Genomic DNA, 24,786 nt, shown 5'->3' with positions numbered 1-24,786 from the left:
AGAGTATGGAGAACAACTTTGATTCCATGTTGAATGTATCGGCAGTGCCACAGGACGATAAAAAGGCTGCTTTTATTGCAGAAAGCAAGAATAACCGGAGCCGCTGCTATGAGCTGTCCGAACTGATCACAAATGAAGTGGCTGCTGACAGCGGGAAATTTCAGCAGTATCTGGATGTACAGGCACGGTTTGACCGTTATACCGCTAACAATGCCCTGCTCATATTAGCCCAGAGGCCGGACGCAGAACGCCTTGGAGATTATGGTTACTGGAGAGAACAGGGAGTATTCGTGAAACGTGCAGAGCGGCAGAATCCGGTTCTGATCATGGAACCGGGAAAGGAATATGAGCGGGAGGACGGGAGTATCGGCACCTATTACAATGCAAAAAAACTGTATGATATTTCCCAGACTACCATGAGTGAGCGTCCGCAGCCGCAGACAGCAATGGATGAGAGGCTTTTGATCCGGGCGCTGATTAACAATCCTCCGGCCAGTATTGTGACAGCGGAGCCGGATCAAATGTCGGAGGATAAAGGGGCAATCTTTGAACCGGAGGAAAACTGTATCTATGTGCGGAAAGGCATGAACGCACAGGAGATCTTCCAGTGTCTGACGCCGGAACTGGCACTTGCCGGGTTTGCGGACGGAGATCCGGAGTATGATCGGAACGAGGACGCTTTCCATGCCTATTGTGCGTCCTATATGCTCTGCAAAAAGTATGGGATCGACACGCAGGCATATGATTTCAGTTATGCTCCGGCATTTCTGGAGGGAATGGAGCCGCAGGAAGTGCGGGCCGAACTGTCAAAGGCCCGTGAAGCTGCCAATACCATTTCTTCCCGTATGGCAAAAGTGTTTGAGCAGAACCGCATGAATCAGAGACAGCAGGAACAGACAGGCCAGAACCGGGAAGAAGGAAAACGCCAGGAAAACAGGCCGGAACGGGAAGGAGGCCAGGACCGGATGTATGGGCCGGACCGGGAATCCGGACAGCCACGGGGAAACTGGCAGCGCCGGGAGAGCGTGCAGGAGCGATAGGAGGTGTGAACGTTGAGTGAGGACAGAGTTACTCTGGAACTGGATAAATATGAATGCGGTGTGATCTTCCATTCGCTGAAAGACAAACGGAACCAGATGTTAAAGGAGGAACGGCCCACGGACGCAGTGGATGACGTTCTCCTAAAAGTGATCGCAAAGCTGGAGGTGCCGCCGGAGAAACCACGAAGGGGGCACAGACGTCATGAAGAGCGGTAACAGGCAAAGCACATGGATCTTCGCTGCCTTTGGTATCGTACCAGTGGTTTGGTTTGCCCTGTTGACAGCGCCTTACTTGTCCGGCGGCCTTATGGAAATCTTAACAGGTCTGCCGGAGGCCATGAACCATCCGTTTTCCATTGAAATCTGCAAGGACAGTGTAAAAACTGTCCTTCTTTTTCTGCTTGCCTATGGACTGGGGATCGGGATTTATCTGTCCACCCGGAGAAAGTACCGGAGGGGAGAGGAACACGGTTCCGCTGTGTGGGGAAATCCGCAGGAGATCAATCGGAAATACAGTGAGAAAAATTTCCTGGCGAATAAACTGATGACGCAGAATGTGCGGATCAGTTATGACAGCCGGAAACACCGCCGGAATCTGCTGACGATCATCATTGGAGGAAGCGGGGCGGGCAAGACGAGGTTTTATGCGAAACCGAATCTTATGCAGGCGAACACTTCTTTTGTGGTGCTTGATCCCAAAGGGGAAAATCTCCGGGATACCGGGTATTTACTGGAGGCAAAAGGATATGACGTGCGTGTGCTGGATCTGATCAACATGGAGAAAAGCTACTGTTACAATCCTTTTGTCTATCTGAAGGATGATAATGACGTACAGCGGCTTGTGACGAACCTGTTTAAAGCGACCACGCCAAAGGGGAGCCAGAGCAACGATCCTTTCTGGGATACAGCGGCTTCCATGCTTCTTCTGGCGCTGATCTTCTATCTGAAATACGAGGCACCGGAGGAGGAGCAGAACTTCCCGATGGTCATGGAACTTCTGCGGGCCGGGGAAGTGCGGGAGGACAATGACGAATACCAATCCCCTCTGGACGAGCTGTTCGAGCGTCTGGAAATGCGGGAGCCGGAGCATATCGCAGTGAAGTATTACAAGGATTACCACTCCGGAAGTGCGAAAACGCTGAAATCCATCCAGATCACACTGGCGGCCAGACTGGAGAAATTCAACCTGTCAAGCCTTGCGGCACTGACCGCCACGGACGACTTGGATCTTCCATCCCTGGGAGAGAAGAAAGTGGCGCTCTTTGCGCTGATCCCGGACAATGACACCAGCTATAACTTTCTGGTGTCGATTTTGTATACCCAGTTATTCCAACAGCTTTTCTATCTGGCAGACCACAAGTATGGCGGCAGGCTGCCCGTCCACGTTCATTTCCTGATGGACGAGTTCGCAAACGGTGTGACACGTTCTACGCTTAAAACGGTGGGAATAACCGACAAAAGCGTAGCCTAAAGTCACAAATAATTGAATAAATGATGTGGTTTTAGAGAACTGCGTAACTGAAATCTCAAATGATGGGGTAACGCCCTGAAGGGGATTCACTAATACTCCGAATAGCGTCAGCCGGATACAGACGGTTGGGGTTATAAGCTCGGGGAAGTCGTGCGAAGCACACCCTAACGCTGAAAGGCGAGGAAAGATTCGTAGAGGTACGGGTTGTGTGTGACAGTGCGGGTGGGGTTGCCATATGGTTAGAATGACCAAAAAGGCGGTCTGACAAAGATTCCGAATGTACGGCTCTAAACGAATGGCTTGTAGAAATGCAAGTGTACCAATGGTACGCAAGCGGGGCAAAGTAAAAGTTGTTAGTATGAAATGCCCTCTGTGTTTATAGGACACAGGTATCTTGAGAAGTTCTCTTGAAGATAATGCTTGCAGGGCTAAAGGAACAACCTAAGTGGCAACAATCCTAAGTTATGCGGAACGTGGAAAGCAGCCAATACGGGAGCTGACTGTATCAGCGGCAAAGTACCGTAGTTGTATCGAAAAGGAAAGGAGTTGAAAGAACCTTTCTACAATAAGTGCATTAGTGGCTGTGAGAGTAGAGGCACAGTACCTGTGAAGCCGTGATAATAAGCGGTGGAGGGATAGCCTCAAGCCGATACTAAGATTTTCTTTCATGCCTATATAGTAATCACCAATAAGGAGATTTTCATAGCTGTCGTGGTGCGACTAAGAAAAAATCATTCTCCAATAAGGAGTTGGTTACTATGGCGAAACGAATTGTAAACAAAGCAGAGCGGAATGCAGAGAGGTATGACGCTAAAGAAACAGGCTACCGATTATTTGAGGACAGCCAGAATGGAAAGACATTTGACAGGCTTATGCCATTGATTGTGTCGGAGCAGAATATCATACTCGCATATCGAAATATCTGCAAAAACAGTGGGAGCAAAACTCCCGGTACAGATGGGAAAACGATTGTAGCAATACAGTCGCTACCTATCGAATCGGTCATTAGAACCGTCAGAAACAAGTTGAACTATTATCAGCCAAAAAAGGTTAGACGAGTTGACATCCCGAAAGACAACGGAAAAACCCGCCCATTAGGGATTCCGAGTATTTGGGATCGCCTGATACAACAGTGTATCTTACAGATACTGGAGCCGATTTGTGAAGCAAAATTTCATGAGCGGAACAATGGTTTCAGACCATATCGGTCAACGCAGAATGCAATCGCACAGTGCTATAAAATGGCACAGTTGCAGAACCTGCATTTTGTAGTAGATGTAGACATTGTTGGCTTCTTTGACAATATCAACCACAGTAAGTTGATTCGGCAGTTGTGGGGAATCGGCATACAGGACAGAAAGCTGATTATGATAATCAAGCAGATGCTGAAAGCAGAAATCCTGTTCAATGACATTATAATCTCTCCAGAGACAGGTACACCACAGGGGGGATACTATCCCCACTTCTTGCAAATGTAGTATTGAATGAACTGGACTGGTGGATTGCCAGTCAGTGGGAAATGTTCAAAATCAAAGAGGGTAAAACAGGTTTAGAGTTTAACAAGACTGATAAAGAGGGAAACGTCCTCACAGTAGACAGAACGCAGAAATGGAATAAGCTGAGAGCAAAAACCGATTTGAAAGAAATGTATATCGTAAGGTATGCAGATGATTTTAAGCTATTCTGTCGGGATTATGCAACGGCGAAAAAGGTAATGTGTGCCACAAAACTCTGGTTGGCAGAGAATCTGCATTTACAGACCAGTGAAGAAAAATCGGGCATTACAAATCTGCGGAAGAATTATACTACTTTTCTTGGTATCAAATTTAAGGTTGTACCAAAAGGCAGTAAGTGGATAATACGTTCACACATGGCAGATAAGAGTAAAGCAAAGGTTATTAAAAAGCTAAGTGATGTTTGGAAAGACATTAAAAATCCGAGCAAACAAAGCGAAATAGACCGAAATATAAGTCTTTATAATGCAATGGTCATGGGAATGCACAATTACTACTGTATGGCAACTATGGTTTCGGCAGACTTTGCAGAAATCGCCTTTAAAGTCACCGGGAAAAGTAACGGGATGAATCATAATAACCGGTGCTTTCCTATTGAGCGACAAGGCGAGATAAACAGCAAGTTTATCATGGAAAAGTATGGAAAATCGAAGCAGTTCCGATGGATAAAAGGAAGAATGATTATTCCTGTCGGCTACGTTTCATATGAATATCCTAAATATAAGAGGCGTGAAGTCAATAAATATGTGAGGAAGTATTCAGATATCGAAAACTGTATCAGTTTCGATGTCATGAAATATATGATGGAAAATGCACATCTCTATCCTACACTGGAGATGGCGGACAACGCTCTTTCAAGATATATAGCTCAGAAAGGAAAATGTGCGGTAACACATACGGCTCTGTCTGTTTCAGCCATGGTGTGTGTACACATCAAGCCATGCAAGGGAGAGCGGAACGACACATATAGAAATCTGATAATTTTATCAAAAGATGTGTCGGAAGTGGTCAGAGCGACGAATCCTGTAAAAATCGGAAAGCTGCTTGCAGACCTGCATTTGACCGAGGAGATGAAAGAAAAAATCAATAAACTCCGAAAACATAGAGAGTTGGAAGAAATACAATTCGAGGACTATATAGGCACTAAAAAGTAATCTTAGTCGGTGGAACGCCGTGTGATGGGAAACTATCACGCACGGTGTGGAGCGGGGGAAAAGCCCGAGGTGGAAACACCAGAGGCTTACCTATCGCTATTCAGCCTGCCCGATGACTTCGACAAGATCCTTTCTGTCATGCGATCCAGAGAGGTCAGCGTGTCCATTATCCTGCAAAATCTGGCCCAGTTAAAGGCATTGTTTGAAAAGCAGTGGGAAAGCATTATGGGAAATGCTGACGAATTTCTATATTTAGGCGGCAATGAGCAGGGAACCCACAAGTACGTCAGTGAACTGCTTGGGAAAGCCACCATAGATACGAACACCTATGGAAAGTCTACCGGACACTCCGGGAACTATTCCACCAACTATCAGATCACGGGCCGGGAGCTGATGACACCGGATGAAGTGCGTATGCTGGACAACCGCTACGCACTTCTTTTTATCCGGGGAGAACGCCCGGTCATGGACGAGAAATTTGATATTTTAAAACACCCGAACATTGCTCTGACCACGGACGGGAAAGGAAAACCCTACCTGCACGGAGAAGTGACGCAGGCGGTGGCGAGCATTACGCTGGGAGACAGTCTGGAGGGCGAGATCGCAGAGGCACCGCCGGACATAGAAGGCTATGAACTCTTATCCGATGAGGATTTAGAGGAAATATTCAGTAAGAACGAGGAGGACTCAGACAATGAAACAGAGAGATGAGAAAAAAGAAACCCGGAAACTTCCCATGAGCCGGAGAGGAAAACGGTTCATGGTCATCTATGCGGCGCTGGTATTGATGATGACAGCGGGAGCTACAACTGTATTTGCATCGAATGATCCTTTGACCGTGATTAATAATCTTTCCGAATTTATCTTTGGGCTGATCCGTGCCATTGGAATGATCCTGCTGGGATTTGGTATCGTGCAGATCGGCCTGTCCTTAAAATCCCATGATCCGTCACAGAGGGCGAATGGATTTCTGACACTGGCTGGAGGTGTGATCATCACGTTTGCAAGGGAAATCTTAACACTGATTACGGGGTAATGAAAATGAAAACGTGTGAATGCTATATCCATTCATTGAAAACAGACGGGAAAAACGTGCTTGCGGAGGCAGCCATTCTGGAACGTCTGGGGGAGAATGATTATCTGGCGGAGTACAACGGTGTGAAATGCCATGCGATATTCAACCCTATTGTGGGAAGATATTATGTGGATGATGTTTACGGTGTAATCCGAAATAAACCGCCGGAACGGGACAGCAGATAATCAGAAACCGGGCAGAGGGGCAGGCCGGAAACGGTCTGTCCTGTTTCTGCCGGAAAGGAGGAATGTGTTTTGAGTGATAACTGGGTGGTTCAGAACCTTCAGAACGCCCTGGACACATGGAACAGCAAACTGGCGGAAATCTGGCAGATCATTACCCAGTCTCCGGAAAATTTCAAAGGGGGAGACATCTGGAACGTGATCGTCAGTATCCACGGTGCGCTGCAGGCAATCGGGTACGCCCTTCTGGTTTTGTTTTTCGTAGTAGGCGTGGTAAAGACCTGCGGAAGTTTTACGGAAGTGAAAAAGCCGGAACATGCACTGAAACTGTTTATCCGCTTTGCGCTGGCGAAAGGCGTGGTCACTTACGGACTGGAACTGATGATGGCGCTGTTCGAGATCGTGCAGGGGATAGTCAGTACCATCATGGACGCTGCCGGATTTGGGAGCGCACAGGAGACGGTACTGCCACAGGAGATCATTACCGCAGTGGAGGACTGCGGATTTTTTGAGAGTATCCCTTTGTGGGCGGTCACACTGATCGGCGGCCTGTTTGTTACGGTCTTGAGTTTTATCATGATCATGAGCGTCTACGGGCGGTTTTTCCGGCTGTATCTCTATACCGCAATAGCGCCGGTTCCCCTGTCCACCTTTGCCGGGGAGCCGACACAGAACGTGGGAAAGAGCTTTTTAAAATCCTATGCTGCAGTGTGTCTGGAGGGAGCCATCATTGTACTGGCCTGCATTATCTTCTCCGTGTTTGCGTCATCCCCGCCAGTGGTTGATCCAGAGGCAGTGGCAGTCACAATGGTGTGGAGCTATATAGCGGAACTGATCTTTAACATGCTGGTTCTGGTAGGCGCTGTGAAGATGGCAGACCGTGTGGTACGGGAGATGATGGGGCTGTAAGAAAGGAGGAGAGCCGATGACAGTCAACAGAGAAAAAATATGGCGGGCAGCTAACCGTGCTTTGAAACGGGAAGAGTTCTACCAGGAAAACAGGGAGTGGGGAGAGACAGATAATTATGATCTGATGTATGTACTTGCAAAAGGAAAGTACCCGAATCCGGATCAGATTATTGCGGTTGCGGGTATGCAATGTATTTGTTATCAGTTTTATCCCTATACACGAGATGAGCCCTGTGAGCTTTGGGGCTTTAATTACGAACGGGATCTGTTTAAACTGTTGGAATCCGGCTATGAAATCGTTGGCATGAGTATGGATTGTCATTTTGATGTGTGGAGTACCATTGAAGCATGGCAGGATGAAATCGAGACAGAGAAAGGTATGCAGAAATATCTGAAATATTGCAGGCAGAACCGTATAACGAAAGAAAAGATCGAAACAGAGACAGGGCTTTCTGGTATGATGGATGTAATGACTCTCTATCATCCGGAACGGGTGTCGAAAGAACCGGAGAGATGAAATCCGGCTGTGGCTGGAGGATAAGAAAAAGACACGGAGCCCCGTGCCTTTAGTCTACAATTTCATTGGTATCTTTGTACCGCATGTTCCCGGTACTGTCAAAGTACACGGTGTCCATTGCAATTCCCTTGTTTCTGGCCCGCTTGACCTGCCAGCTCATATCTTCTTCCAGCGCCTTATAATATCTCCGGTCACGGATGGTGTTTCTTAAGGAAAACAGCCAGCTTAAAACGGAGAAGGAGAGCAGTCCATAAAGGATTGCAAAAGCAAGCGTTTCATGGGCGGCGGCCCACGGATTCAGAACCGTAGCGGTCAGAAGGAAATAAAGCAGTGGCAGAGTCAGCCTTAATTTTCCCGCCAGACGGAAGATCAGAGATAAAAAGAGCAGGACAGCAGAGATACCGAGAGAGATAAAAACAGTATATGGCATATCGAAGCCCCCTTTGCAGTTTTTTCTTTGAGTATAACAGGAAGAGCAGGGGGGAGACAAATGTGCGATTAGGAAATTTTCAGACAAAGGAGGTCATCATTTGGAGATTAAGATCAACCGGGAAATCCGGGAATATACGGAGGCCATGTATTTTGGCCTGTCACTCCGCCAGTTTATCTGTGCGGTTCTGGCCTGCGGCGTTGCTGTGGGCCTTTATTTTTTGCTCCGCCCGCATATGGGAATGGAAACAGTCAGTTGGGTGTGCATGTTGGGAGCGGCGCCCTTTGCGGCTATCGGTTTTATCAAATACCACGGGATGACCGCAGAGAAATTTTTGTGGGTATGGATCAAGAGCGAGATCCTCATGCCGAAATATCTGGTATTCCATCCGGAAAACCTGTATTACGAACTGGCAAAGGATGAAATCAGAAAGCAGGAAAAGGAGGCGATGGGAAAGCATGTTAAGAACACTAAAAACCGTCATGCGGCAGGACAAGGAGAAGATTAAAATCCCGAAGAGCGTACAGCAGGCAATCCCGATCCAGACCATCTGGAAAGACGGGATCTTTCTGGTAGGGAAAAACAAGTATGCGAAGACGTATCGGTTTACAGACATCAACTTTGAGGTGGCGTCCGAGGAAGATAAAAAAGCTATGTTTCTGGATTACACAAGTATTCTGAACTTTTTTGACTGCGGAGCCACGACCAAGCTGACGATTATTATCCGCAGACTGAACAAAGAGGAACTGAAGGAGGCGGTCTTTATCCCCATGCAGGAGGACGGACTGGACAAGTACCGGAAGGAAGTCAACGACATGCTCATGGAAAAAACCGTGGGAGCTAATGGCATGATCCGGGAATTGTATGTGACGATCTCCGTGTATCGGAAGAACGTGGAGGATGCAAGGAACTATTTTCTGCGTACCGGAAACGGGCTGATTTCTCATTTCAGCAACCTGGGTTCCAAGTGTGAGGAACTGGACGCACAGGAAAAGCTTCATGTGCTGCACAGTTTCTACCGGACCGGAGAGGAAAGTCATTTCTCTTTTGATATGAAAACATCAGCAAAACTGGGACACAGCTTTAAAGACCATATCTGCCCGGACACGATGGAGTTTGAGAAAGACTATTTCAAAGTAGGGGAGCGGTATGGCCGGGTTCTGTATCTGAAAGACTATGCCTCTTATATCTCAGACACAATGGTATCGGAGTTTGCCGACATCAACCAGAACATGATGATCAGCATTGACATTATCCCGATCCCCACGGACGAGGCGGTCAATGAGGCCCAGAACCGTCTGCTGGGTGTGGAGACGAATATCACGAACTGGCAGAGGAGGCAGAACGCCAACCAGAACTTTTCCGCTACAGTTCCTTATGATATGGAATTGCAGAAGGAGGAAAGCCGGGAGTTTTTGCGGGATCTGACCACCAGGGATCAGCGGATGATGGTGGCTGTCGTGACTTTAATGCACATGGCCGGAGATAAGAAACAGTTGGACGCAGATACCAGCACGATCCTGTCCGTGGCCAGAAATAAGATGTGCCAGATGGCGGTGCTGAAATTTCAGCAGATGGACGGGATGAATACTGCGCTCCCGATTGGAGTGAGAAAGATTGACAGTATGAGGACGCTGACCACAGAAAGCCTTGGCAGTCTGATCCCCTTCCGGACACAGGAAGTCATGGACAAAGGCGGGATCTACTGCGGGATCAATGCGATTTCCCACAATCTGATCTTAGTAAACCGTGGTCTGCTGCTCAATCCGTCCGCTTTTATCTTAGGCGTACCCGGAAGTGGCAAATCCATGTTGACCAAATTATTTGTGTTGTTAATTATTCTCACAACGTCAAAAGATCAGGTGCTGATCTACGATCCGGAAGGGGAATATGAACCTCTGGTGCAGGCGCTGGGCGGCGTGAGCCTGCCGATCTGTGCCGGAAGTGATATTCACTTAAATGCTATGGATATGGTAAAAGGCTATGGCGATAAAAACCCGATTGTGGACAAATCCCAGTTCGTCCTCTCCCTGTATGAGCGGATCACGGATGACCGCTATATTATCGGGCCGAAGGAAAAGAGTATCCTTGACCGCTGCGTGGAGCGTGTGTATTCCAAAAAACGCCAGTACGAAATCCCGACCTTTTTCACGCTGCGCCGGGTACTGCAGGAGCAGGATGAGCCGGAGGCAAAAGATCTGGCTCTGATGTTGGAACTGTTCACGGACGGTACGCTGAACAACTTTTCCCATCCCACCAACATTGAGACGGAAAACCGTCTGATCAGCTTTAATACACGGGGCATGGTGGAAGATATGAAAGATCTGGGGCAGCTTGTGATCACTGACCACATGATCAACCGGGTATCCCAGAACTGGGAGAACGGTGTGAGAACCCATATCTTTCTGGATGAGTTCCACACGCTGTTGCAGCATAAGTACAGCGCAAATTTTTTCGACAGTGCTTACCGGCGGTTCCGTAAGAGAAACGCATGGACGACCAGTCTGACGCAGAACGTGGAGTATGTGCTGGATTCACTGACCGCAAGGACAATGCTCTCCAACTCGGAATTTATTGTCATGCTGAATCAGTCTGCTTCTGACCGGGAGCAGTTGGCAGAACTTCTCCATATTTCCGGGGAACAGATGAAGTATATTACAAATGCCAGGGCCGGAAATGGCCTTGCGAGGATCGGCAGCGCCCTGGTTCCGTTCTATAATCAGATGAGTAAAAATTCTGAGATCTACAAGCTGATGTCCACAAAACCGGAGGACTTCGAGAAAACGTGGGGCAGTCCGGGAGACGGTCTTCCGGAATCATAATACAATCAATTATAGCAGTCTGTGAGGAAAGAAATTTCCCACAGGCTGTTTGTATATGGAGGGATCATATGAAAACAATCAGATTTGAATCAAAGGAACACGAAAATTTCTTTTATTCCATGCTCAAGAGAACCGGGAACACAGACAGTTATCATCAGGCGTTTTTCTATTGCGTGGGGATTTCCGATACCACCAGAAGAAACGTGGAGCGGATTTTTGACTTTAAACAGGGGCATATAAAACCATCGGCCCTGCATGAAGGGTGGCAGACAGGCGGTTCCATCCGTCTGACAAGGCTTGCCTTCAATCTCTGGAACGGCTACACAGAGAAGGGAGACGAGCAGATGTCCACTCCGTATGAGATTTTTGACTGCGGGTATGCGCCTTACTTTTTTGAGGCGATCCGGTTGAAATATCCGGATTACTGCCGGGAACTGCCGGCCATGAAACCGCAGAACGCACAGAGAGAACGATAGGAGGGAGCGCAGATGGAGACAGCAAGACAGACGGCTTTGATGGAACAGCCGGAGATCCTGGAACTGTTCCGGGTATTGGAAGGAAATGGGCTTAAAAAAGAGCAGAAAGAAGTGGAATCCCTTGTAAAGTATCTGGATGGAATGGAATCCCAGTTTGGACAGGTGCTTGAGGAATTGCGGGATGTGAAGGAACAGTTATCCAAGATCCAGGACGGAGGCGTGAAAGCGTCCGTCCTGCGGATCGCTGAACAGGCACAGGGTAAAGTGCAGGAAGTTGGAGGACAGTTCCATACGGTGCGGAAAAATCTGATCCAGTCCGCAAAAAGTGCTTTGCAGACGTTTAAAGAGAAAGGAAAGGACGATCTGCAAAAAGCAGTATCAGCTATGAAGATCCCGTCCGTTCTTGCCCGGATACAGGAAAGACTTCACGGAGCGATGGAGAGTATGAACCGGCAGGCGGATAAAATGGAAGTCTTAAGCGGGGAACTCCACGCTGCAGGCGGCCATATCAAAAACGTGGGCAGGATTTTCCGAGGGAAAGAACGGGAGAAAGTAGAACCACAGGCCACAGACAGGGGGATTACAGCAAAAATCCGCAAGTCATTTTTGACGATCAGCGGCAGGCTTTCCAGCATGGAGCAGACCACGGGCAATGTGAGGAAACGTCTGGAACAGTTCGTGCAGAAGGAGGAAAAGAAACCATCCGTGAAAGGGGAATTGAAAAAATTGAAAGAGGAGAAGAAAATGGTTCCACAGTTGCCGGTTCCGGTTAAACAGCAGGCAAGAGAATAAGGAGGAGAATTGCAGAATGAAACATCAGAAGATCAAAGGGAAATGGTATCTGGCAGGACTGACGGTATGCGTCCTGCTTTTTGGCGTGTCGCTGTTTCAAGTGATCAACCATTATGCGGGCGCACAGAAAGCGGAAGAAGAATTTACAGAACTGGCAGAGATCGTGGAGCAGACAGAGGATACGCCGGAGGAAGAACCGGCAGGAGAGGAGCAGGAAGTTGTCTCTCCCTTAGAGCGGTATGCCGAGCTGTTTGCCATGAATAATGATATGGCCGGATGGATCCGGATTGAGGATACGCAGATCAACTATCCGGTCATGTATACGCCGGACAACCCGGACTATTATCTGAAACACAATTTTTACAAGGAGTCCAGCGCCTATGGTGTTCCTTATATCGCAGAGCATTGTGATCCGATGGAACCCAGCGACAATGTGATCATCTACGGACACCACATGAATAATGGCTCCATGTTCGCCGGACTGATGAACTATGAGGATCGGGATTTCTATGAGCAGCATAAAACCGTCCGTTTTGATACGCTGACGGAAACCGCCGAATACGAAGTGATCGCAGTATTCAAGACCACGGTATATGACGATACCGGATTCAAGTTCTATCTCTTTTCTCATGCAGAGACGGAGAAAGAGTTCACGAACTATGTGGAGCAGTGCAGGGAACTTGCCCTTTATGATACGGGAGTGACCGCCACATATGGAGACAAGCTGCTTACTCTGTCCACTTGCGAATATTCCAATACCAATGGAAGGCTTGTGGTTGTGGCTAAGAAGATCTGAAAATCCCATATCCGAAAGGAGGGCAGGCGATGGGAAGAACGATCAAAACCCGCCACGTCCAGAAGGATATCAAGGTATTGGATAAAACAGTGACAGCGGCGGAGCATATGAAAGGGGCCTATATCCGGACAAGAGACAGCGCAGAACAGACACAGGTCAAGGAACAGGGAAATCCCGTAGGCTATGCCGAAGATCAGGTCATGGAAAAGGGGGAGAGAGCCGCCCGTGGAACGGTTCAGCAGGCAGGAAAACAGGGAAAGAAAGTAATCCATGCTGTCCGGGAAAAGGGCAAGGCAGGAAAAGAGGCAGAGGTTTTCCGGGAGAAAAACGGAGATCCTTCCGCCTCTTCTTTTTCGTCCGGTACAGAAAAGACTTACCAGCCGAAAGAACAGATAAAAAACCGGACAGGAGCGCAGACCGGGCGGACAGCCGGAAGGCAGGGCGCCGGTGGAAGGGAGGCGGTAAAGAAAGGAGCGCAGATCCGGGAACTTCCAAAGCAGACGGTCAAGACGCTTGACCGGGGAGAGAAAACAATTAAAACAGCTCATGATTCTATAAAAACTTCCGGGAAAGCCGCAGTGAAAGGCACAGGCAGGACGATCAAAACAGCACAGAGAACGGGATACACAGCAGTCCGGACTACAGAGGTTACTGCCAGAGCTGCAGGCCAGGGAGCGAGAGCAGCGATTTTGACTACTCAGAGGACAGCGGTTGTAGCAAGACAGGCTGCACAAGCAGCGGCGAAAGCTATATCAGCCGCAGTGAAGGCTGTTATTGCGGCTACAAAGGCTCTTGTCTCTGCTATCCTTGCAGGCGGTTGGATCGTGGTGCTGATACTTGTAATTATCGTTCTATTTGGAGCGCTGTTCAGCATGGTGGGAGGAAGTAATTCCAGTACCGTTACCCCTGTCAGCGCCGAGGTGGAGGCATATGAGCCACTGATCCGGCAGTACGCCAGACAGTACGGAATTGAGGAATATGTAGAACTGATCAAAGCGGTTATGATGCAGGAGAGCGGCGGACAGGGAACCGATCCCATGCAGGCGTCTGAGTGTGGATACAATACCCGTTATCCCAATACACCAAACGGGATCACAGATCCGGAGTATTCCATTGATGTTGGTATTCAGAACCTTGCGGCCTGTCTGCGGGAGGCAGGCGTGGAAAGTCCGGTGGATATGAATAATATTAAACTGGCACTGCAGGGCTATAACTATGGAAACGGGTATATCTCATGGGCGAAAGAGAATTATGGAGGATATACCTATGCCAATGCGGTGGAGTTTTCTACAATGATGGCAGAGCGGAACGGGTGGAGCGGTTACGGGGATACGGAGTATGTATCCCACGTACTGCGATACTATGTATTTGGACGTATCCCCACAGGAACCGGAAGTCAGGCGATTGTGCAGGTGGCGTTGACGCAGGAAGGCAACGGAGGAGACACCTACTGGAGCTGGTACGGATTTGCACAACGGGAGGAATGGTGCGCCTGCTTTGTAAGTTGGTGCGCTGATCAGTGCGGTTATATCGAAAGTGGTGTAATACCCAGATTTTCTCTTTGTTCCGCAGGTATGGAATGGTTTGAGAGCCGGGGCCAGTTCATGGATGGCAGCTATGTTCCCGCCTCTGGAGATCTTGTTTTCTTTGACTGGAAAAATGACGGGAGTATCGACCATGTAGGGATTGTGGAAAGCGTGGTAGACGGAACCATTTATACAATAGAAGGAAACAGCGGGGATAAAGTGGCCAGACGGAGTTACCCGATAGGTTATGAGCAGATTGAAGGATATGGAGTGCCTGCCTATTGATCTAAAATGGCAAAAGAAAAACAGAGGTCAATCCTCTGCTGTTTCTTTTGCTTTACATAGGCTTTCTGCTGTCGCTTTAATAACCAACAGATCTCTGTCATCCAGAGTATCTAGAACAGAATCTAATTGCCTGCGGATAGAACTTTTGGATATAGGTTCTGTGTCAAAAATAAAATGATCCAGAGAAACATGGAAAATTTTACACAAATATAAAAGTAGAGGGACACTGGGAAGCTGGTTTTCTCTTTCAATCGCCTGAATTTGGCGGACAGAATAATCAACAGTTTCAGCTATGCTCTCTCTGGTAATACGTTTTTCAACCCGTGCTTTTTCAATTGCCTTGCCAATGGGAGCAAAATTTATTCCATAGTGGTTTTCTCTAAATAGTTTTTTATCGTCCACTTTTCACCACCTCATTTTCCATAATTCTATAAGTTATTTTACGGAAATTACATCTCCTATAAAAGAAAGTAACATCTCTTAATACAGGAGATTTAATATCTTATTTAGAGAAAATATAATGCTTATATAGTGAAATATAAGAGATACTGTTTAAGGTTTTTGATATACGCTGGAAATAGAATTGGCTGCTTTTAAGTTGAGTATGTTACAGTGTAATGTAGAGAGAAATAAGTAATAAAAAATAAGTAAACTTGACGGATTATAGACATTTCCCTATTATAATGCCAAAGAGGTGATAATTATGGGTTATACAATTATGATTATAGATGATGAGCAAATGATACTGGATATGCTTTGCGATCAATTTGAACTAGAAAATTACCGGGTAATTACAGCGAAGAATAGTGAAGAAGCCCTACATAAACTGGCTCAACAGCCCGATATTATCTTGTTGGATATTAATATGCCTGGCATGAATGGACTTGATTTGTGTCGAGCTATCCGGGATCATGTAACCTGTCCGATTTTATTTTTGACGGCACGTATTGAAGAGGCAGACCGTGTGGCAGGGCTACAGGCCGGAGGTGATGATTATATTATGAAACCTTTCAGTTTGGCGGAACTAACAGCACGAGTAGAAGCACATCTGCGTCGTGAAAGCCGTATCCAGCAAAAAATCAGTGTACGGGTTTTTGATGACATTATGGTGGATTACGCAGCAAGAGCTATTTTGCGAAAAGATAAGATAATCGAACTCTCTAAAGTTGAGTTTGATATTGTGGAATTACTTTCTCTACATCCCGGTCAAGTCTTTAGCCGTGAAGTGATTTATGAACGAGTCCGTGGCTTTGAAGGTAATGCTGATAATGCAGTAGTAAAAGAACATATCCGCCGTATTCGGAACAAGATTGGAACACAGTATATTGAAACTGTTTGGGGGTGCGGATATAAATGGATAAAATAAAAAAATGGTTACGTTCCATGCCACTTCGCAAAGCTTTTATCTCTCTTGTACTTGTTATGGCAGTATTTGTTGCAGGACTTTCAGCATTGACTATTTTTACCTGCGTTAAAATACAAAATAAGATTTTGGCAAGTGTGACAGATTATCAAATCACATCCCCTCAGCAGAGTGAGGACGAATATAACTGGATTATTGCAGATGATGAGCAAATTGTTCCCGGAGAAAATGGACAGTTAGTGATATTATCCACTGAATATCAAATTGCCAATTTAAACAATGTTCAGCGTGTAGCTTATTATGTGGCAAAGGCAGCTATGATTATTGTACCTACTTTACTTTTTGTTCTTGGTACAATTTTCTGCGCATGGATGTTCTACTCAGTGAAAATAAAGCGGCCACTGTTTCTGCTCTTGCAAAGTGCTGACCGTATTTCTCAAAATGATTTGGATTTTTGTATGGAGTATCCGGCCACCGATGAAATGGGAGAACTTTGCAGGGCAATGAATATAATGCGTGAGGCCCTGCTAAAGAGCAACAAGGAAACATGGAGCATGATGGAGGAGAGGCGCAAATTAAGTGCATCTATTGCTCATGATTTACGGACCCCGATCACTGTTATGAAAGGTTATACAGAATATTTGTCACGTAACGTTCCGTTAGGGCGCATAAGTGAAAAGAAATTGCTGAACACAATACACAATCTTTCTCTCGCAACGGATCGGCTGGAGCAATATGTAAACGAGATACGGGAAGTGCAGGCTCTGGATATTCTTCCTGTGAAACCAATTGCCTGTTCGTTGAGAAAATTTTTTGAGGAACAGAAAGATGAATATATTATTTTAGCGCAGCGGAATCATCTCCATTTTTCTATGAATATTGAAAAAATTCCCGAATATCAGGTTATGCTGGATGTGATTTTGGCACACCGCATGATTGATAATGTAATTACCAATGCGATACGTTTTGCTCGTCATCAGATTGTTATGGAGGCTGATTGGAAGAAGAACTTGCTCACTATACGAATATATGATGATGGTGCTGGATTTTCAGAAGAAGCACTCTGCTCTGCGGCTACACCTTTTTTTAAAGAAAATACGGAAAATGATCACTTTGGATTAGGTCTTTCCATTTGTAATACACTTTGTCACAAACTTGGCGGCGAATTGCAGTTAAGTAACATGGGTGGGGCTTGCGTTCAAATGAAAATAAGTGCAGAAAAAATTTAAATTGATTGACCAAACATAGACTTTTTTTCTTTATGCTCTCCTTATCAACATAAGTAAGGAGAGTTTTTTATGCGTAAATTTCTTTTTCTTTTTTTGACTTTTTCCTGTTTGCTGACAGGATGCAGTACATCTCAGACAAAGGAACAGTCTACAGATGACACAGAAAATTTAGACGCTTATTTTGAAGAAGAACCAGCAGATAATGAAGTTGGATCTGCTGAGTTTGGTTTTCAGGACGCAATGGATGCAGTCTATGAGTATCAAGGAGAACCGTTAGAAATTCCATTTTCTATTACTGGAGCGTCTGCTGGTATGACTACAGAGATTGGAGTGCTTTTGTTTGTGGACGGCGTGGCGCAACCCTACTCAGCAGTTTATGAGGACGGTACAGTGCTAGAAGAAAATTATATGCAGGTTTTTAATCTGGATTATGAGCAGCAAGAGAATTTTGACATGGTATTTCAGCCCGTGACAGGTGCGGTTGGAGAATCAGTTCCTATTATGGCTGTTACCATTTTGAAGCCGAGTTTTGTGGCAGAAGGAACAGATAATCCACGATACGGATTTTATCATCAAGAGTCTGCTACCACTTCTCGCTATATTTCTTTTGAGACAGATCCACCTAAGCAGACTTTAAAAGTTGCGGATACAAACTATTCTGTAACGGATGTGCCACAGGACGTATTAGATACTTTGAAAGCATGGAACGCTATAGATACTTTGGACACAACGGCAACCTTGTCTCTGGGAGTGGAAGATGACAATTACATTCAGACTGACGGTAAAACGGCAACAGTTAAGGTGCAGCTTTATGGTGGCCCGGAGGCGGACTTTAATATTACTTTATTCGTTAATCATCATCCAGTTGAACTTGACGGAACAGACTACCTTTCTGTGCGTACAGTGAAAAATGAGATGGTAGAGGCTACATTTCAAATTGATACTTCAGAATTAGGAAAACTAAATACGATTTATGCTATTGCCGTTACCCCGGAAAACATTGAAATAAATAATCCTATTAAAACACAATCTGTTCTTTTGGTTAACGAGGAGGCTGAATGAGGTATGAGAAGAATAAAGATCTTACTTACTCTAATAATTAGTTTATCTCTGTTTACTGCCTGCAGTAATAATGAAACAGAAAAAAGTATGAGTAATCAGTTAAGTGATAACGCTAAAGCTTCGCAGGAGACTGATAGCGAATCATTGAATCAGAGTACAGATGACCGTAACGATTTTCTATCCCCGGAATATGATTACGATGCTAACAAACTGAATTTAACTGACTTATCTACCGGGACAGTAATTGCTTCTCACTCTTTTGAAAATGCGCAGACAGTATTGCTGACGGACAGAACCAGTCAAGGATATATTGTAATGCTGTCCAGTCCAACGGCGGCAGATGTAAAGAAAACGGACGGTATTACAATAATTTCGGGCAATGATTCTGCGGAAACATTGAGTTACTGGTTATTTGACGAGAAACTTAATCTGATAGAACAATATGAATTATCTGATGAGACTCTTGTCAATGGAATAATGGGACAAGTCTTTTCTGTCGCACCTGATGGGAAAACTCTTATATATGCGGAGGGTTCCAGCTTATATCAATATACTTTTGCTACTCAGAAGCAGGAGAAAATATCTGTTTCTATGAATGAAGAGGTTTATTATGAGGCAATTGGATACAGCGATAGTGGTAATTATCTTGCGTTTTATGGAAGTATTACGGGCCAGGAAAAGGATACGGCATATGGCAGTGTGGATTTGAAGAATGATACTGTCGCTGTTTTTACAGCCAGTGACTTTTCTGGTTCTGCTCTTACTGTGAATGGAGAGTATGCGGCTGTTTCTGACACTGTTTTGCCTGATAGTATGGGCGGTCCGGCAAAAACTGGTTCTATTCTCTTTATAGATTTAGGGAAGCAACAGGGAAAAGAGATACGAGTGGAGAGTGGCGAAGAAAGCGGTCTGGCTGCAGTATCTAAAGATGGTCAGTACATTGTAACTTGTGCTGGTGGTGACAGTCCAAGCGGTTTTGTGCGGAGTTATAAGGTCAGTGATGGTACAAAAGTGGCAGAACAGAATTATACGATGGACACAAATTGTAAACCATATGAAATTTTAGTAATTGGTCATTCTGCTTATGCCGCTTTGGGAACGGATAACGGTAATACCCTTTCACAAGCGGTAGATATTTCGTGAGGTATACTTTATGAAACTGGAACTTCAAAATATTACAAAATATTACGGAAAATACCCGGCACTTAAAAATGTTTCTGCCATTTTGACAGAGGGAGTATACGGCTTGCTGGGACCGAATGGAGCCGGGAAGACAACACTTATTAACATTTTAATTGGAATCTTATCTGCCAATGGCGGAACGATTTGTTTGGATGGAAAAAATACTGCTAAAATGGGAAGGCGCTACTTTGATAAAATTGGATATATGCCTCAGTATCCGCAATTTTATGCAAATTTTACAGTACGGGAATTTTTAACATATATGTGTCAGCTTAAGGGCGTAGATAAGGCTAATGAGAGTATTGGCTCAGCACTGAAGTTTGTCAATTTAGAAGAACATTACAGCAGAAAAATTGGATCGCTGTCTGGCGGAATGCGCCAACGGCTGGGAATCGCACAAGCAATTTTAAATAATCCGAAGTTATTGGTGTTGGATGAACCTACGGCGGGGCTTGATCCTGGGGAGCGTATTCGGTTTCGTAATCTTATTTCACGTCTGGCAAATGAACGGATAATTCTTTTGGCTACTCATATCGTTTCCGACGTAGAATACATTGCCAAAGAAATTTTGCTGCTGCAGAAAGGAACACTTGTCATGCAGGGAACACCTAGTGAACTAGAGAAGAGTATCAAAGGAAAGGTATGGGAAATATTTGCCAACGAGAAGGATATGGCCTTAATGGTAGATACTTATTGTGTAAGTAATATTAAACAACAGGGAACGTCATATTTACTCCGGGTTGTGAATAATGACAAGCCGTTTGAAAATGCGAAGCCGGTTGCTCCAAACTTAGATGATTTATTTTTGTATACATTTTTTCAGTCTAGTGAGGGACAAGTATGAATTTTTTCTATTTGGAAGCCAGAAAAAATATTCTGCGACGTTATACGATAATTGCGCTGATACTGTTTTTATGCCTAAATACAGTCAAAATCATTACAGATTACAAATCTGGAGAGATTAAACCTGTAGCGGCTAATACAAGCGGTATGCAGGCGGGATACAATGAAATTTATGAGAAAGTTAAGGGTGAAATTACAGAAAAAACGGTTAGCTTTGTAACGTCTGAATATCAAAGACTGGATAAACTAACGGCAGATGGAACATACAGCCGTAAACCGCAGGAAGGAACTTACAGTGGATATATTTTTGGAGACTATTACTTATTCCATAGTTATTTCTATCCATATATGGAGTACAGTGTTAAATATTCCTCTGAAATGGAAAAAGTTCTGACTCAGGCAGAAGAAAATCTGAAATTTTATCAAGAAAATAAAAATAAAGCAGAAACAACAAAAAATGCTTATATTCTGGATCACTATAATGGACGTAGCATTTCAGAGTTTTATTTATATGATGGATGGGAGTCATTGCTGTCCTATGATTTTTCAGATTTGCTGATACTTCTTTTGCTCGTTTTAGCAGTAGCCCCTGCCTTTACATGTGAAAAAGAAAATGGAATGATTTTAATTTTATCTTCTTGCAAGCGGGGCAGGTGGCCAATGCTTTTTTCCAAATGCGGTTCAGCAGTAATATTTTCATGGTTAATCACAGCTTTATTTGCTTTGTTTAACTTGCTGGTATTTGGACTTTTGTGCGGGTTCGAAGGATGGAATAGTCCCCTTTATGCTATTGAAAGTTACAGAAATACTCCCTTTTCCGGATCAGTTTTGATGTTTTATGTATTGATTTGTGGAGCTAAGGCTATCGGATTCAGCGTGACAGTGCTTTTACTAATTTTTCTGTCAGCTTGTTTTAAAAAGTCAATGTATCCATGCCTGGCAGGAATGGGATTATGTATTATATTAAACTACTGTTCTGGATGGGCGCTTTCTTCCGTATGGTGGAAACAAGTCCTTGCCTGCATTAGCCCATTTACCCTAACAAACGGAAATTTACTATTAGAAAGACTTTTGGGCGTCAGCTTTGGAGGAATATACGTTCTTCAGATTTTTATTGTATTGATCGTTCAAATGGTAATGGCATATCTACTGATTATGGCAATTAGGAGGAAATTATGCTGCAAGTGGAAATAAAAAAAATTGTATTTCATCAAAAATGGCTCTTACTTCTTCTGCTTTCTTTAGCTTTTTATGCAGTGCTTTGTACAGTTGGAGGATATGACAGCAGTTATGTAATTGATCGGAATGAAGATACTTATCAGGCATATATCAACCGCTGGCAGGGGAAAGTTACAGAGGAGAAGTCAAAGGAGATGGAGTCAGAATATGAAGAAGTCATACAGAACAATGATGCCAAAAAGAATGTTTTCCTAACTGTTTATAATCAATATTATTATGCGAAAGAAGATACTACGCATCGTTATATCATGGATGAACGAGGCTGGAATACTCTGTTGACACATGATGGAGTAAATGCAATTTTGATTCTATGCCTTTTGGCTCTTTGTGTTCCGGTTTTTTGTGGAGAATATCAATGTGGTATGGCGCAGATCCTCCGTTCATGCCGAAACGGTCGAACTACATTAGCCGGAATAAAGCTTTTTACAATGATAACACTGGCTATTGGAACTACGATGTTGTTTCAGCTAATTCAATTTTCTGTCGTGGCGTTATCTGTTGGGGTAGATGGAGTATCTTATCCTTTGCAAAGTTTGTCCTTTTTTGAAAATTCTCCTTATTTTATTTCAATTGGTCAGGCTTATGTGATAGTAATTATTTGCAGATGTTTAGGGGCTGCATGGCTTGCGGTTTTGATTGCCCTGTTTTCCGTTTTGTTTCAGCAGACAATATTAACGACATTTTCGGGTATAGCGATTTCAGTTTTGCCTCATCTGATTGGAAGCAGCTTCCTTAAATATATCCTGCCGCTTCCTGCAGGCTTGTTGGCTGGAACCGGCTATTTGTGGGGAAAACTGACGGAAGTAGGTTATGATGAAGAATGGAATTTAATTGATATTGTGACATTCCAGGGAATTTCGCCAGTACAATTAGGAGTTTTGTTGATGTTTTTTCTATTTATTATTTGTTTATTGCTCTGGTTATGCTGTAGAAGCTATGTTGGAAGAAAGAAAATAAAACCAGTTCGCTCACTCTTCGTGTTATCTGCTTTTTTTCTTTCAATGTTTTCATTAACTGGTTGCAGTCAAAGTGAATCGAATGAATTTTCTTATAATTTATTGGGAGATACGTCACAGGGGGAAAATAGCAACTATACAGTAGAACTGGATATGGTAGAAAATACTATTACTGCTACTAATAAAGTAACGGGGAAAACTATATTGTTAACTCGTGATCCCTTTGATCAATATGGTTCTATCTCCAGCATTTATGTAGATGAAAATGCTTGCTATTATACAACTCAAGGGAATGTTGGAGACGGATTTGAGATTTATAAAATTAATTTAAAAAATTTTTCTACTCAGATGTACTTCAGAAGTGGATCTGATAATACAGCAACCTTTTGGGGACTGCTTGAGCGTGAGCAGACAGTGGATGAATTGCTTTCCGATGAAGGATCTATTACTTCTTTTGTAGTAGATGGAAATAATATTTATTACATTCAAGGAGAACGCCTTTACAAGATTTTTCGTCCGACAAGTTATGAAACAGTAGTAGTTTCTGATACGACGCAAGTGCAGAGCTTAGAGTATAAAAATGGTAGAATAATATACAAGTAAAATAATTTGAGAAAGGGAATAATGCGACATAAAGAATGGATATACTGCCCCGTGTGCAGAAACAAAACCCGGATAAAAATTCGTGAAGATACAATTGTTAGAAATTTACCTCTGTTCTGTCCGAAATGTAAACAGGAAACATTGATCAATATAATCAAAAGTAAATTATTTGTCATAACAGAGCCAGACGCTTAGACGCAGAGCCGATACATTGAGAGATACTCTTAAAATGTACTGGCTCTTTTCTATTAATTTAGGTAGTCCGCCAAATAAAAAAACAGTGTTTTGGGCGGGCTTATTTTCCATGTCTCTACTTCTTCTGATTCCCACCAAATTCTGTTTTGGGTTTGGAGGGATTTTTTTTGTGTTGGTCTGAATCAGCCACGTCGCTGTTAATTAAGCGGAAGTTATCTATAAAGTTCTATTCAAAGGCAGGAATAAATTGTTAAAAAAATTCATGCTATCGTATGGATCTTCTGCGTTGTAAAAAAGGAAGTAATATTTCTTATTAAAAGATATAAAAAATCCTATAGCCGTGAGGGCGTGATCGCCTTTGCGGTTTTTAATTTATCTTACAGCAGAAAAAAGAAAAATTCTTCTGCTTTTGTTGGGTGTCGCTCACCGCCATTCGATCTGGATTTTCAAAAAATTCAGACGAATGGAGGTAACAGCGTGGGTGCTGATAAGAAGAAAATATGGATTCATGGTCAATTCATAGAGGTAACAGATGAGGTATATACAGCCTATATGAAAGACGATAGAAAAATAAGATATTTTGAAAATGATCTGAAAACAGGACGGACGGTTAAAGATAAGGATGGAAACATAAAACAAATCCTTCCAAGCCGAGAAGATTCTTTGGACAGGCTTATGGAAGATAACGCACAGCAGTTTCCTGATAGCCATGAGAGTGTGGAGGATATTGTAATTCAAAAAATTTCTACAGAAAAATTACATATGGCGCTCTTAAGGTTGCCAAAGAAGGATCAGGAATTGATTTATGCACTGTTCTACGAAGAAAAAACGGAACGAGCATATGCAAAGCAAATAGGTGTTTCTCCGAGTACTGTCCATAGAAGAAAAGAAGAAATTATAAAAAAACTGAAAAAATATTTGAAATAGCGGAGCAGACCTCTCACTTAACGGCAAATAAAGTGAGAGGTCTTTTTTGGCCTTCCGTTCCTTGACAAATACATATTCATTCATCAAGTACGTTCCTGTTGTTATCGTGATGAGCGTAAGCCACGTTAGCGGGTACGCCATGATCCGGACGGGTAAAGGCAGCGAAATCCCACCTATTATAGAAGAATCGGTTTGCGG

The 24,786-nt window shown here is 44.2% G+C and carries 25 protein-coding genes and 2 pseudogenes; 25 read left to right on the top strand and 2 right to left on the bottom strand.

Going from position 1 to position 24,786, the window contains the following annotated elements; translation table 11 throughout:
- Nucleotides 1-5 precede the first annotated feature (5 nt).
- The 10 genes and pseudogenes from B5E64_RS11325 to B5E64_RS11285 all read left to right on the top strand — a co-directional run bounded on the left by B5E64_RS11325 (nucleotide 6) and on the right by B5E64_RS11285 (nucleotide 7,862).
- Nucleotides 6-1,040: a hypothetical protein gene (locus tag B5E64_RS11325; protein ID WP_242960171.1), complete on the top strand. Its 1,035-nt coding sequence runs from the start codon at nucleotides 6-8 to the stop codon at nucleotides 1,038-1,040.
- 12 nt (nucleotides 1,041-1,052) lie between these two features.
- Complete coding sequence (locus tag B5E64_RS11320) at nucleotides 1,053-1,256, top strand: hypothetical protein (RefSeq protein ID WP_087168614.1); 204 nt, start codon at nucleotides 1,053-1,055, stop codon at nucleotides 1,254-1,256.
- Nucleotides 1,243-2,454: pseudogene (locus B5E64_RS11315) on the top strand (type IV secretory system conjugative DNA transfer family protein); the annotation flags it as partial. The gene B5E64_RS11320 and the pseudogene B5E64_RS11315, both read left to right, overlap by 14 nt.
- A gap of 815 nt (nucleotides 2,455-3,269) precedes the next feature.
- The gene (locus B5E64_RS18185) at nucleotides 3,270-3,989 is read left to right on the top strand and encodes a reverse transcriptase domain-containing protein (protein WP_204247063.1); all 720 of its coding nucleotides are present in this window, start codon (nucleotides 3,270-3,272) and stop codon (nucleotides 3,987-3,989) included.
- Nucleotides 3,990-3,991: 2 nt separating this feature from the next.
- A complete protein-coding gene (locus B5E64_RS18430; protein ID WP_242960170.1) occupies nucleotides 3,992-5,179 on the top strand; it encodes a hypothetical protein in 1,188 nt (395 codons plus the stop codon).
- Nucleotides 5,180-5,272: 93 nt separating this feature from the next.
- Nucleotides 5,273-5,890 (top strand): annotated as a pseudogene (locus B5E64_RS11305) (TraG/TraD/VirD4 family protein); the annotation flags it as partial.
- The gene (locus B5E64_RS11300; RefSeq protein ID WP_087168612.1) at nucleotides 5,874-6,215 is read left to right on the top strand and encodes a glutamyl-tRNA amidotransferase; all 342 of its coding nucleotides are present in this window, start codon (nucleotides 5,874-5,876) and stop codon (nucleotides 6,213-6,215) included. The pseudogene B5E64_RS11305 and the gene B5E64_RS11300, both read left to right, overlap by 17 nt.
- Before the next feature lie 5 nt (nucleotides 6,216-6,220).
- Nucleotides 6,221-6,439, top strand: coding sequence for a hypothetical protein (locus B5E64_RS11295; RefSeq protein ID WP_087162026.1), 219 nt, complete (start codon nucleotides 6,221-6,223; stop codon nucleotides 6,437-6,439).
- Nucleotides 6,440-6,508: 69 nt separating this feature from the next.
- Nucleotides 6,509-7,345 (top strand): hypothetical protein, encoded by an 837-nt coding sequence (locus B5E64_RS11290; protein WP_087168611.1) that lies wholly within the window; start codon nucleotides 6,509-6,511, stop codon nucleotides 7,343-7,345.
- Between the two features lie 16 nt (nucleotides 7,346-7,361).
- The gene (locus tag B5E64_RS11285; RefSeq protein WP_087168610.1) at nucleotides 7,362-7,862 is read left to right on the top strand and encodes a hypothetical protein; all 501 of its coding nucleotides are present in this window, start codon (nucleotides 7,362-7,364) and stop codon (nucleotides 7,860-7,862) included.
- A gap of 49 nt (nucleotides 7,863-7,911) precedes the next feature.
- On the opposite strand, the gene B5E64_RS11280 is transcribed toward B5E64_RS11285, so the two are convergent.
- On the bottom strand, nucleotides 7,912-8,292 hold the full coding sequence (locus B5E64_RS11280) for a hypothetical protein (RefSeq protein WP_087168609.1): 381 nt from the start codon (nucleotides 8,290-8,292) through the stop codon (nucleotides 7,912-7,914).
- 100 nt (nucleotides 8,293-8,392) lie between these two features.
- On the opposite strand from B5E64_RS11280, the gene B5E64_RS11275 reads away from it, so the two are divergent.
- The 6 genes from B5E64_RS11275 (at nucleotide 8,393) to B5E64_RS11250 (ending at nucleotide 14,989) form a co-directional block, all read left to right on the top strand.
- Nucleotides 8,393-8,800, top strand: a complete 408-nt coding sequence (locus B5E64_RS11275) for a PrgI family protein (RefSeq protein ID WP_087168608.1) — start codon at nucleotides 8,393-8,395, stop codon at nucleotides 8,798-8,800.
- Nucleotides 8,751-11,114: an ATP-binding protein gene (locus tag B5E64_RS11270; RefSeq protein ID WP_087168607.1), complete on the top strand. Its 2,364-nt coding sequence runs from the start codon at nucleotides 8,751-8,753 to the stop codon at nucleotides 11,112-11,114. Before B5E64_RS11275 ends, B5E64_RS11270 begins: the two co-directional genes overlap by 50 nt.
- Nucleotides 11,115-11,182: 68 nt before the next feature.
- Complete coding sequence (locus tag B5E64_RS11265; RefSeq protein WP_087168606.1) at nucleotides 11,183-11,590, top strand: DUF6075 family protein; 408 nt, start codon at nucleotides 11,183-11,185, stop codon at nucleotides 11,588-11,590.
- Nucleotides 11,591-11,602: 12 nt separating this feature from the next.
- Nucleotides 11,603-12,382: a DUF6674 family protein gene (locus tag B5E64_RS11260; protein ID WP_087168605.1), complete on the top strand. Its 780-nt coding sequence runs from the start codon at nucleotides 11,603-11,605 to the stop codon at nucleotides 12,380-12,382.
- 16 nt (nucleotides 12,383-12,398) lie between these two features.
- A complete protein-coding gene (srtB, locus tag B5E64_RS11255) occupies nucleotides 12,399-13,178 on the top strand; it encodes a class B sortase (protein ID WP_204247062.1) in 780 nt (259 codons plus the stop codon).
- A gap of 29 nt (nucleotides 13,179-13,207) precedes the next feature.
- Complete coding sequence (locus tag B5E64_RS11250) at nucleotides 13,208-14,989, top strand: lysozyme family protein (RefSeq protein WP_087168604.1); 1,782 nt, start codon at nucleotides 13,208-13,210, stop codon at nucleotides 14,987-14,989.
- Between the two features lie 27 nt (nucleotides 14,990-15,016).
- Here B5E64_RS11250 and B5E64_RS11245 read toward each other — a convergent pair whose 3' ends face one another.
- Nucleotides 15,017-15,391: a helix-turn-helix transcriptional regulator gene (locus B5E64_RS11245; protein WP_138373276.1), complete on the bottom strand. Its 375-nt coding sequence runs from the start codon at nucleotides 15,389-15,391 to the stop codon at nucleotides 15,017-15,019.
- A gap of 301 nt (nucleotides 15,392-15,692) precedes the next feature.
- Between B5E64_RS11245 and B5E64_RS11240 the strand changes: the two genes are divergently transcribed.
- From B5E64_RS11240 to B5E64_RS11200, 9 genes are all read left to right on the top strand, one after another.
- Nucleotides 15,693-16,355 (top strand): response regulator transcription factor, encoded by a 663-nt coding sequence (locus B5E64_RS11240; protein ID WP_087168603.1) that lies wholly within the window; start codon nucleotides 15,693-15,695, stop codon nucleotides 16,353-16,355.
- The gene (locus B5E64_RS11235) at nucleotides 16,343-17,581 is read left to right on the top strand and encodes a HAMP domain-containing sensor histidine kinase (protein WP_087168602.1); all 1,239 of its coding nucleotides are present in this window, start codon (nucleotides 16,343-16,345) and stop codon (nucleotides 17,579-17,581) included. Before B5E64_RS11240 ends, B5E64_RS11235 begins: the two co-directional genes overlap by 13 nt.
- Nucleotides 17,582-17,650: 69 nt before the next feature.
- Nucleotides 17,651-18,643: a hypothetical protein gene (locus B5E64_RS11230; RefSeq protein WP_087168601.1), complete on the top strand. Its 993-nt coding sequence runs from the start codon at nucleotides 17,651-17,653 to the stop codon at nucleotides 18,641-18,643.
- 3 nt (nucleotides 18,644-18,646) lie between these two features.
- Complete coding sequence (locus B5E64_RS11225; RefSeq protein ID WP_087168600.1) at nucleotides 18,647-19,786, top strand: hypothetical protein; 1,140 nt, start codon at nucleotides 18,647-18,649, stop codon at nucleotides 19,784-19,786.
- 10 nt (nucleotides 19,787-19,796) lie between these two features.
- Nucleotides 19,797-20,669, top strand: coding sequence for an ABC transporter ATP-binding protein (locus B5E64_RS11220; protein WP_087168599.1), 873 nt, complete (start codon nucleotides 19,797-19,799; stop codon nucleotides 20,667-20,669).
- Nucleotides 20,666-21,862: a hypothetical protein gene (locus tag B5E64_RS11215; RefSeq protein ID WP_087168598.1), complete on the top strand. Its 1,197-nt coding sequence runs from the start codon at nucleotides 20,666-20,668 to the stop codon at nucleotides 21,860-21,862. Before B5E64_RS11220 ends, B5E64_RS11215 begins: the two co-directional genes overlap by 4 nt.
- Nucleotides 21,844-23,466: a hypothetical protein gene (locus tag B5E64_RS11210; RefSeq protein ID WP_087168597.1), complete on the top strand. Its 1,623-nt coding sequence runs from the start codon at nucleotides 21,844-21,846 to the stop codon at nucleotides 23,464-23,466. Before B5E64_RS11215 ends, B5E64_RS11210 begins: the two co-directional genes overlap by 19 nt.
- 21 nt (nucleotides 23,467-23,487) lie before the next feature.
- A complete protein-coding gene (locus B5E64_RS11205; protein ID WP_087168596.1) occupies nucleotides 23,488-23,661 on the top strand; it encodes a cysteine-rich KTR domain-containing protein in 174 nt (57 codons plus the stop codon).
- Between the two features lie 348 nt (nucleotides 23,662-24,009).
- Nucleotides 24,010-24,588 (top strand): sigma-70 family RNA polymerase sigma factor, encoded by a 579-nt coding sequence (locus B5E64_RS11200; RefSeq protein WP_242960155.1) that lies wholly within the window; start codon nucleotides 24,010-24,012, stop codon nucleotides 24,586-24,588.
- Nucleotides 24,589-24,786: the final 198 nt, after the last annotated feature.

It is taken from the genome of Drancourtella sp. An12, from assembly GCF_002160935.1.
Taxonomy (GTDB): Bacteria; Bacillota; Clostridia; order Lachnospirales; family Lachnospiraceae; genus Sellimonas; species Sellimonas catena.
This window is presented reverse-complemented; position numbering and strand designations above follow the sequence as displayed.

Excerpts from the sequence above, each read along its gene's own strand:
- B5E64_RS11260 (WP_087168605.1), top strand. The coding sequence starts at position 11,603 with ATGGAGACAGCAAGACAGACGGCTTTGATGGAACAGCCGGAGATCCTG.
- B5E64_RS11285 (WP_087168610.1), top strand. The coding sequence starts at position 7,362 with ATGACAGTCAACAGAGAAAAAATATGGCGGGCAGCTAACCGTGCTTTG.
- B5E64_RS11300 (WP_087168612.1), top strand. The coding sequence starts at position 5,874 with ATGAAACAGAGAGATGAGAAAAAAGAAACCCGGAAACTTCCCATGAGC.
- B5E64_RS11230 (WP_087168601.1), top strand. The coding sequence starts at position 17,651 with ATGCGTAAATTTCTTTTTCTTTTTTTGACTTTTTCCTGTTTGCTGACA.
- B5E64_RS11270 (WP_087168607.1), top strand. The coding sequence starts at position 8,751 with ATGTTAAGAACACTAAAAACCGTCATGCGGCAGGACAAGGAGAAGATT.
- B5E64_RS11210 (WP_087168597.1), top strand. The coding sequence starts at position 21,844 with ATGCTGCAAGTGGAAATAAAAAAAATTGTATTTCATCAAAAATGGCTC.
- B5E64_RS11205 (WP_087168596.1), top strand. The coding sequence starts at position 23,488 with ATGCGACATAAAGAATGGATATACTGCCCCGTGTGCAGAAACAAAACC.
- B5E64_RS11295 (WP_087162026.1), top strand. The coding sequence starts at position 6,221 with ATGAAAACGTGTGAATGCTATATCCATTCATTGAAAACAGACGGGAAA.
- B5E64_RS11265 (WP_087168606.1), top strand. The coding sequence starts at position 11,183 with ATGAAAACAATCAGATTTGAATCAAAGGAACACGAAAATTTCTTTTAT.
- B5E64_RS18185 (WP_204247063.1), top strand. The coding sequence starts at position 3,270 with ATGGCGAAACGAATTGTAAACAAAGCAGAGCGGAATGCAGAGAGGTAT.
- srtB (WP_204247062.1), top strand. The coding sequence starts at position 12,399 with ATGAAACATCAGAAGATCAAAGGGAAATGGTATCTGGCAGGACTGACG.
- B5E64_RS11225 (WP_087168600.1), top strand. The coding sequence starts at position 18,647 with ATGAGAAGAATAAAGATCTTACTTACTCTAATAATTAGTTTATCTCTG.
- B5E64_RS11280 (WP_087168609.1), bottom strand. The coding sequence starts at position 8,292 with ATGCCATATACTGTTTTTATCTCTCTCGGTATCTCTGCTGTCCTGCTC.
- B5E64_RS11220 (WP_087168599.1), top strand. The coding sequence starts at position 19,797 with ATGAAACTGGAACTTCAAAATATTACAAAATATTACGGAAAATACCCG.
- B5E64_RS11250 (WP_087168604.1), top strand. The coding sequence starts at position 13,208 with ATGGGAAGAACGATCAAAACCCGCCACGTCCAGAAGGATATCAAGGTA.
- B5E64_RS11235 (WP_087168602.1), top strand. The coding sequence starts at position 16,343 with ATGGATAAAATAAAAAAATGGTTACGTTCCATGCCACTTCGCAAAGCT.
- B5E64_RS11215 (WP_087168598.1), top strand. The coding sequence starts at position 20,666 with ATGAATTTTTTCTATTTGGAAGCCAGAAAAAATATTCTGCGACGTTAT.
- B5E64_RS11240 (WP_087168603.1), top strand. The coding sequence starts at position 15,693 with ATGGGTTATACAATTATGATTATAGATGATGAGCAAATGATACTGGAT.
- B5E64_RS11325 (WP_242960171.1), top strand. The coding sequence starts at position 6 with ATGGAGAACAACTTTGATTCCATGTTGAATGTATCGGCAGTGCCACAG.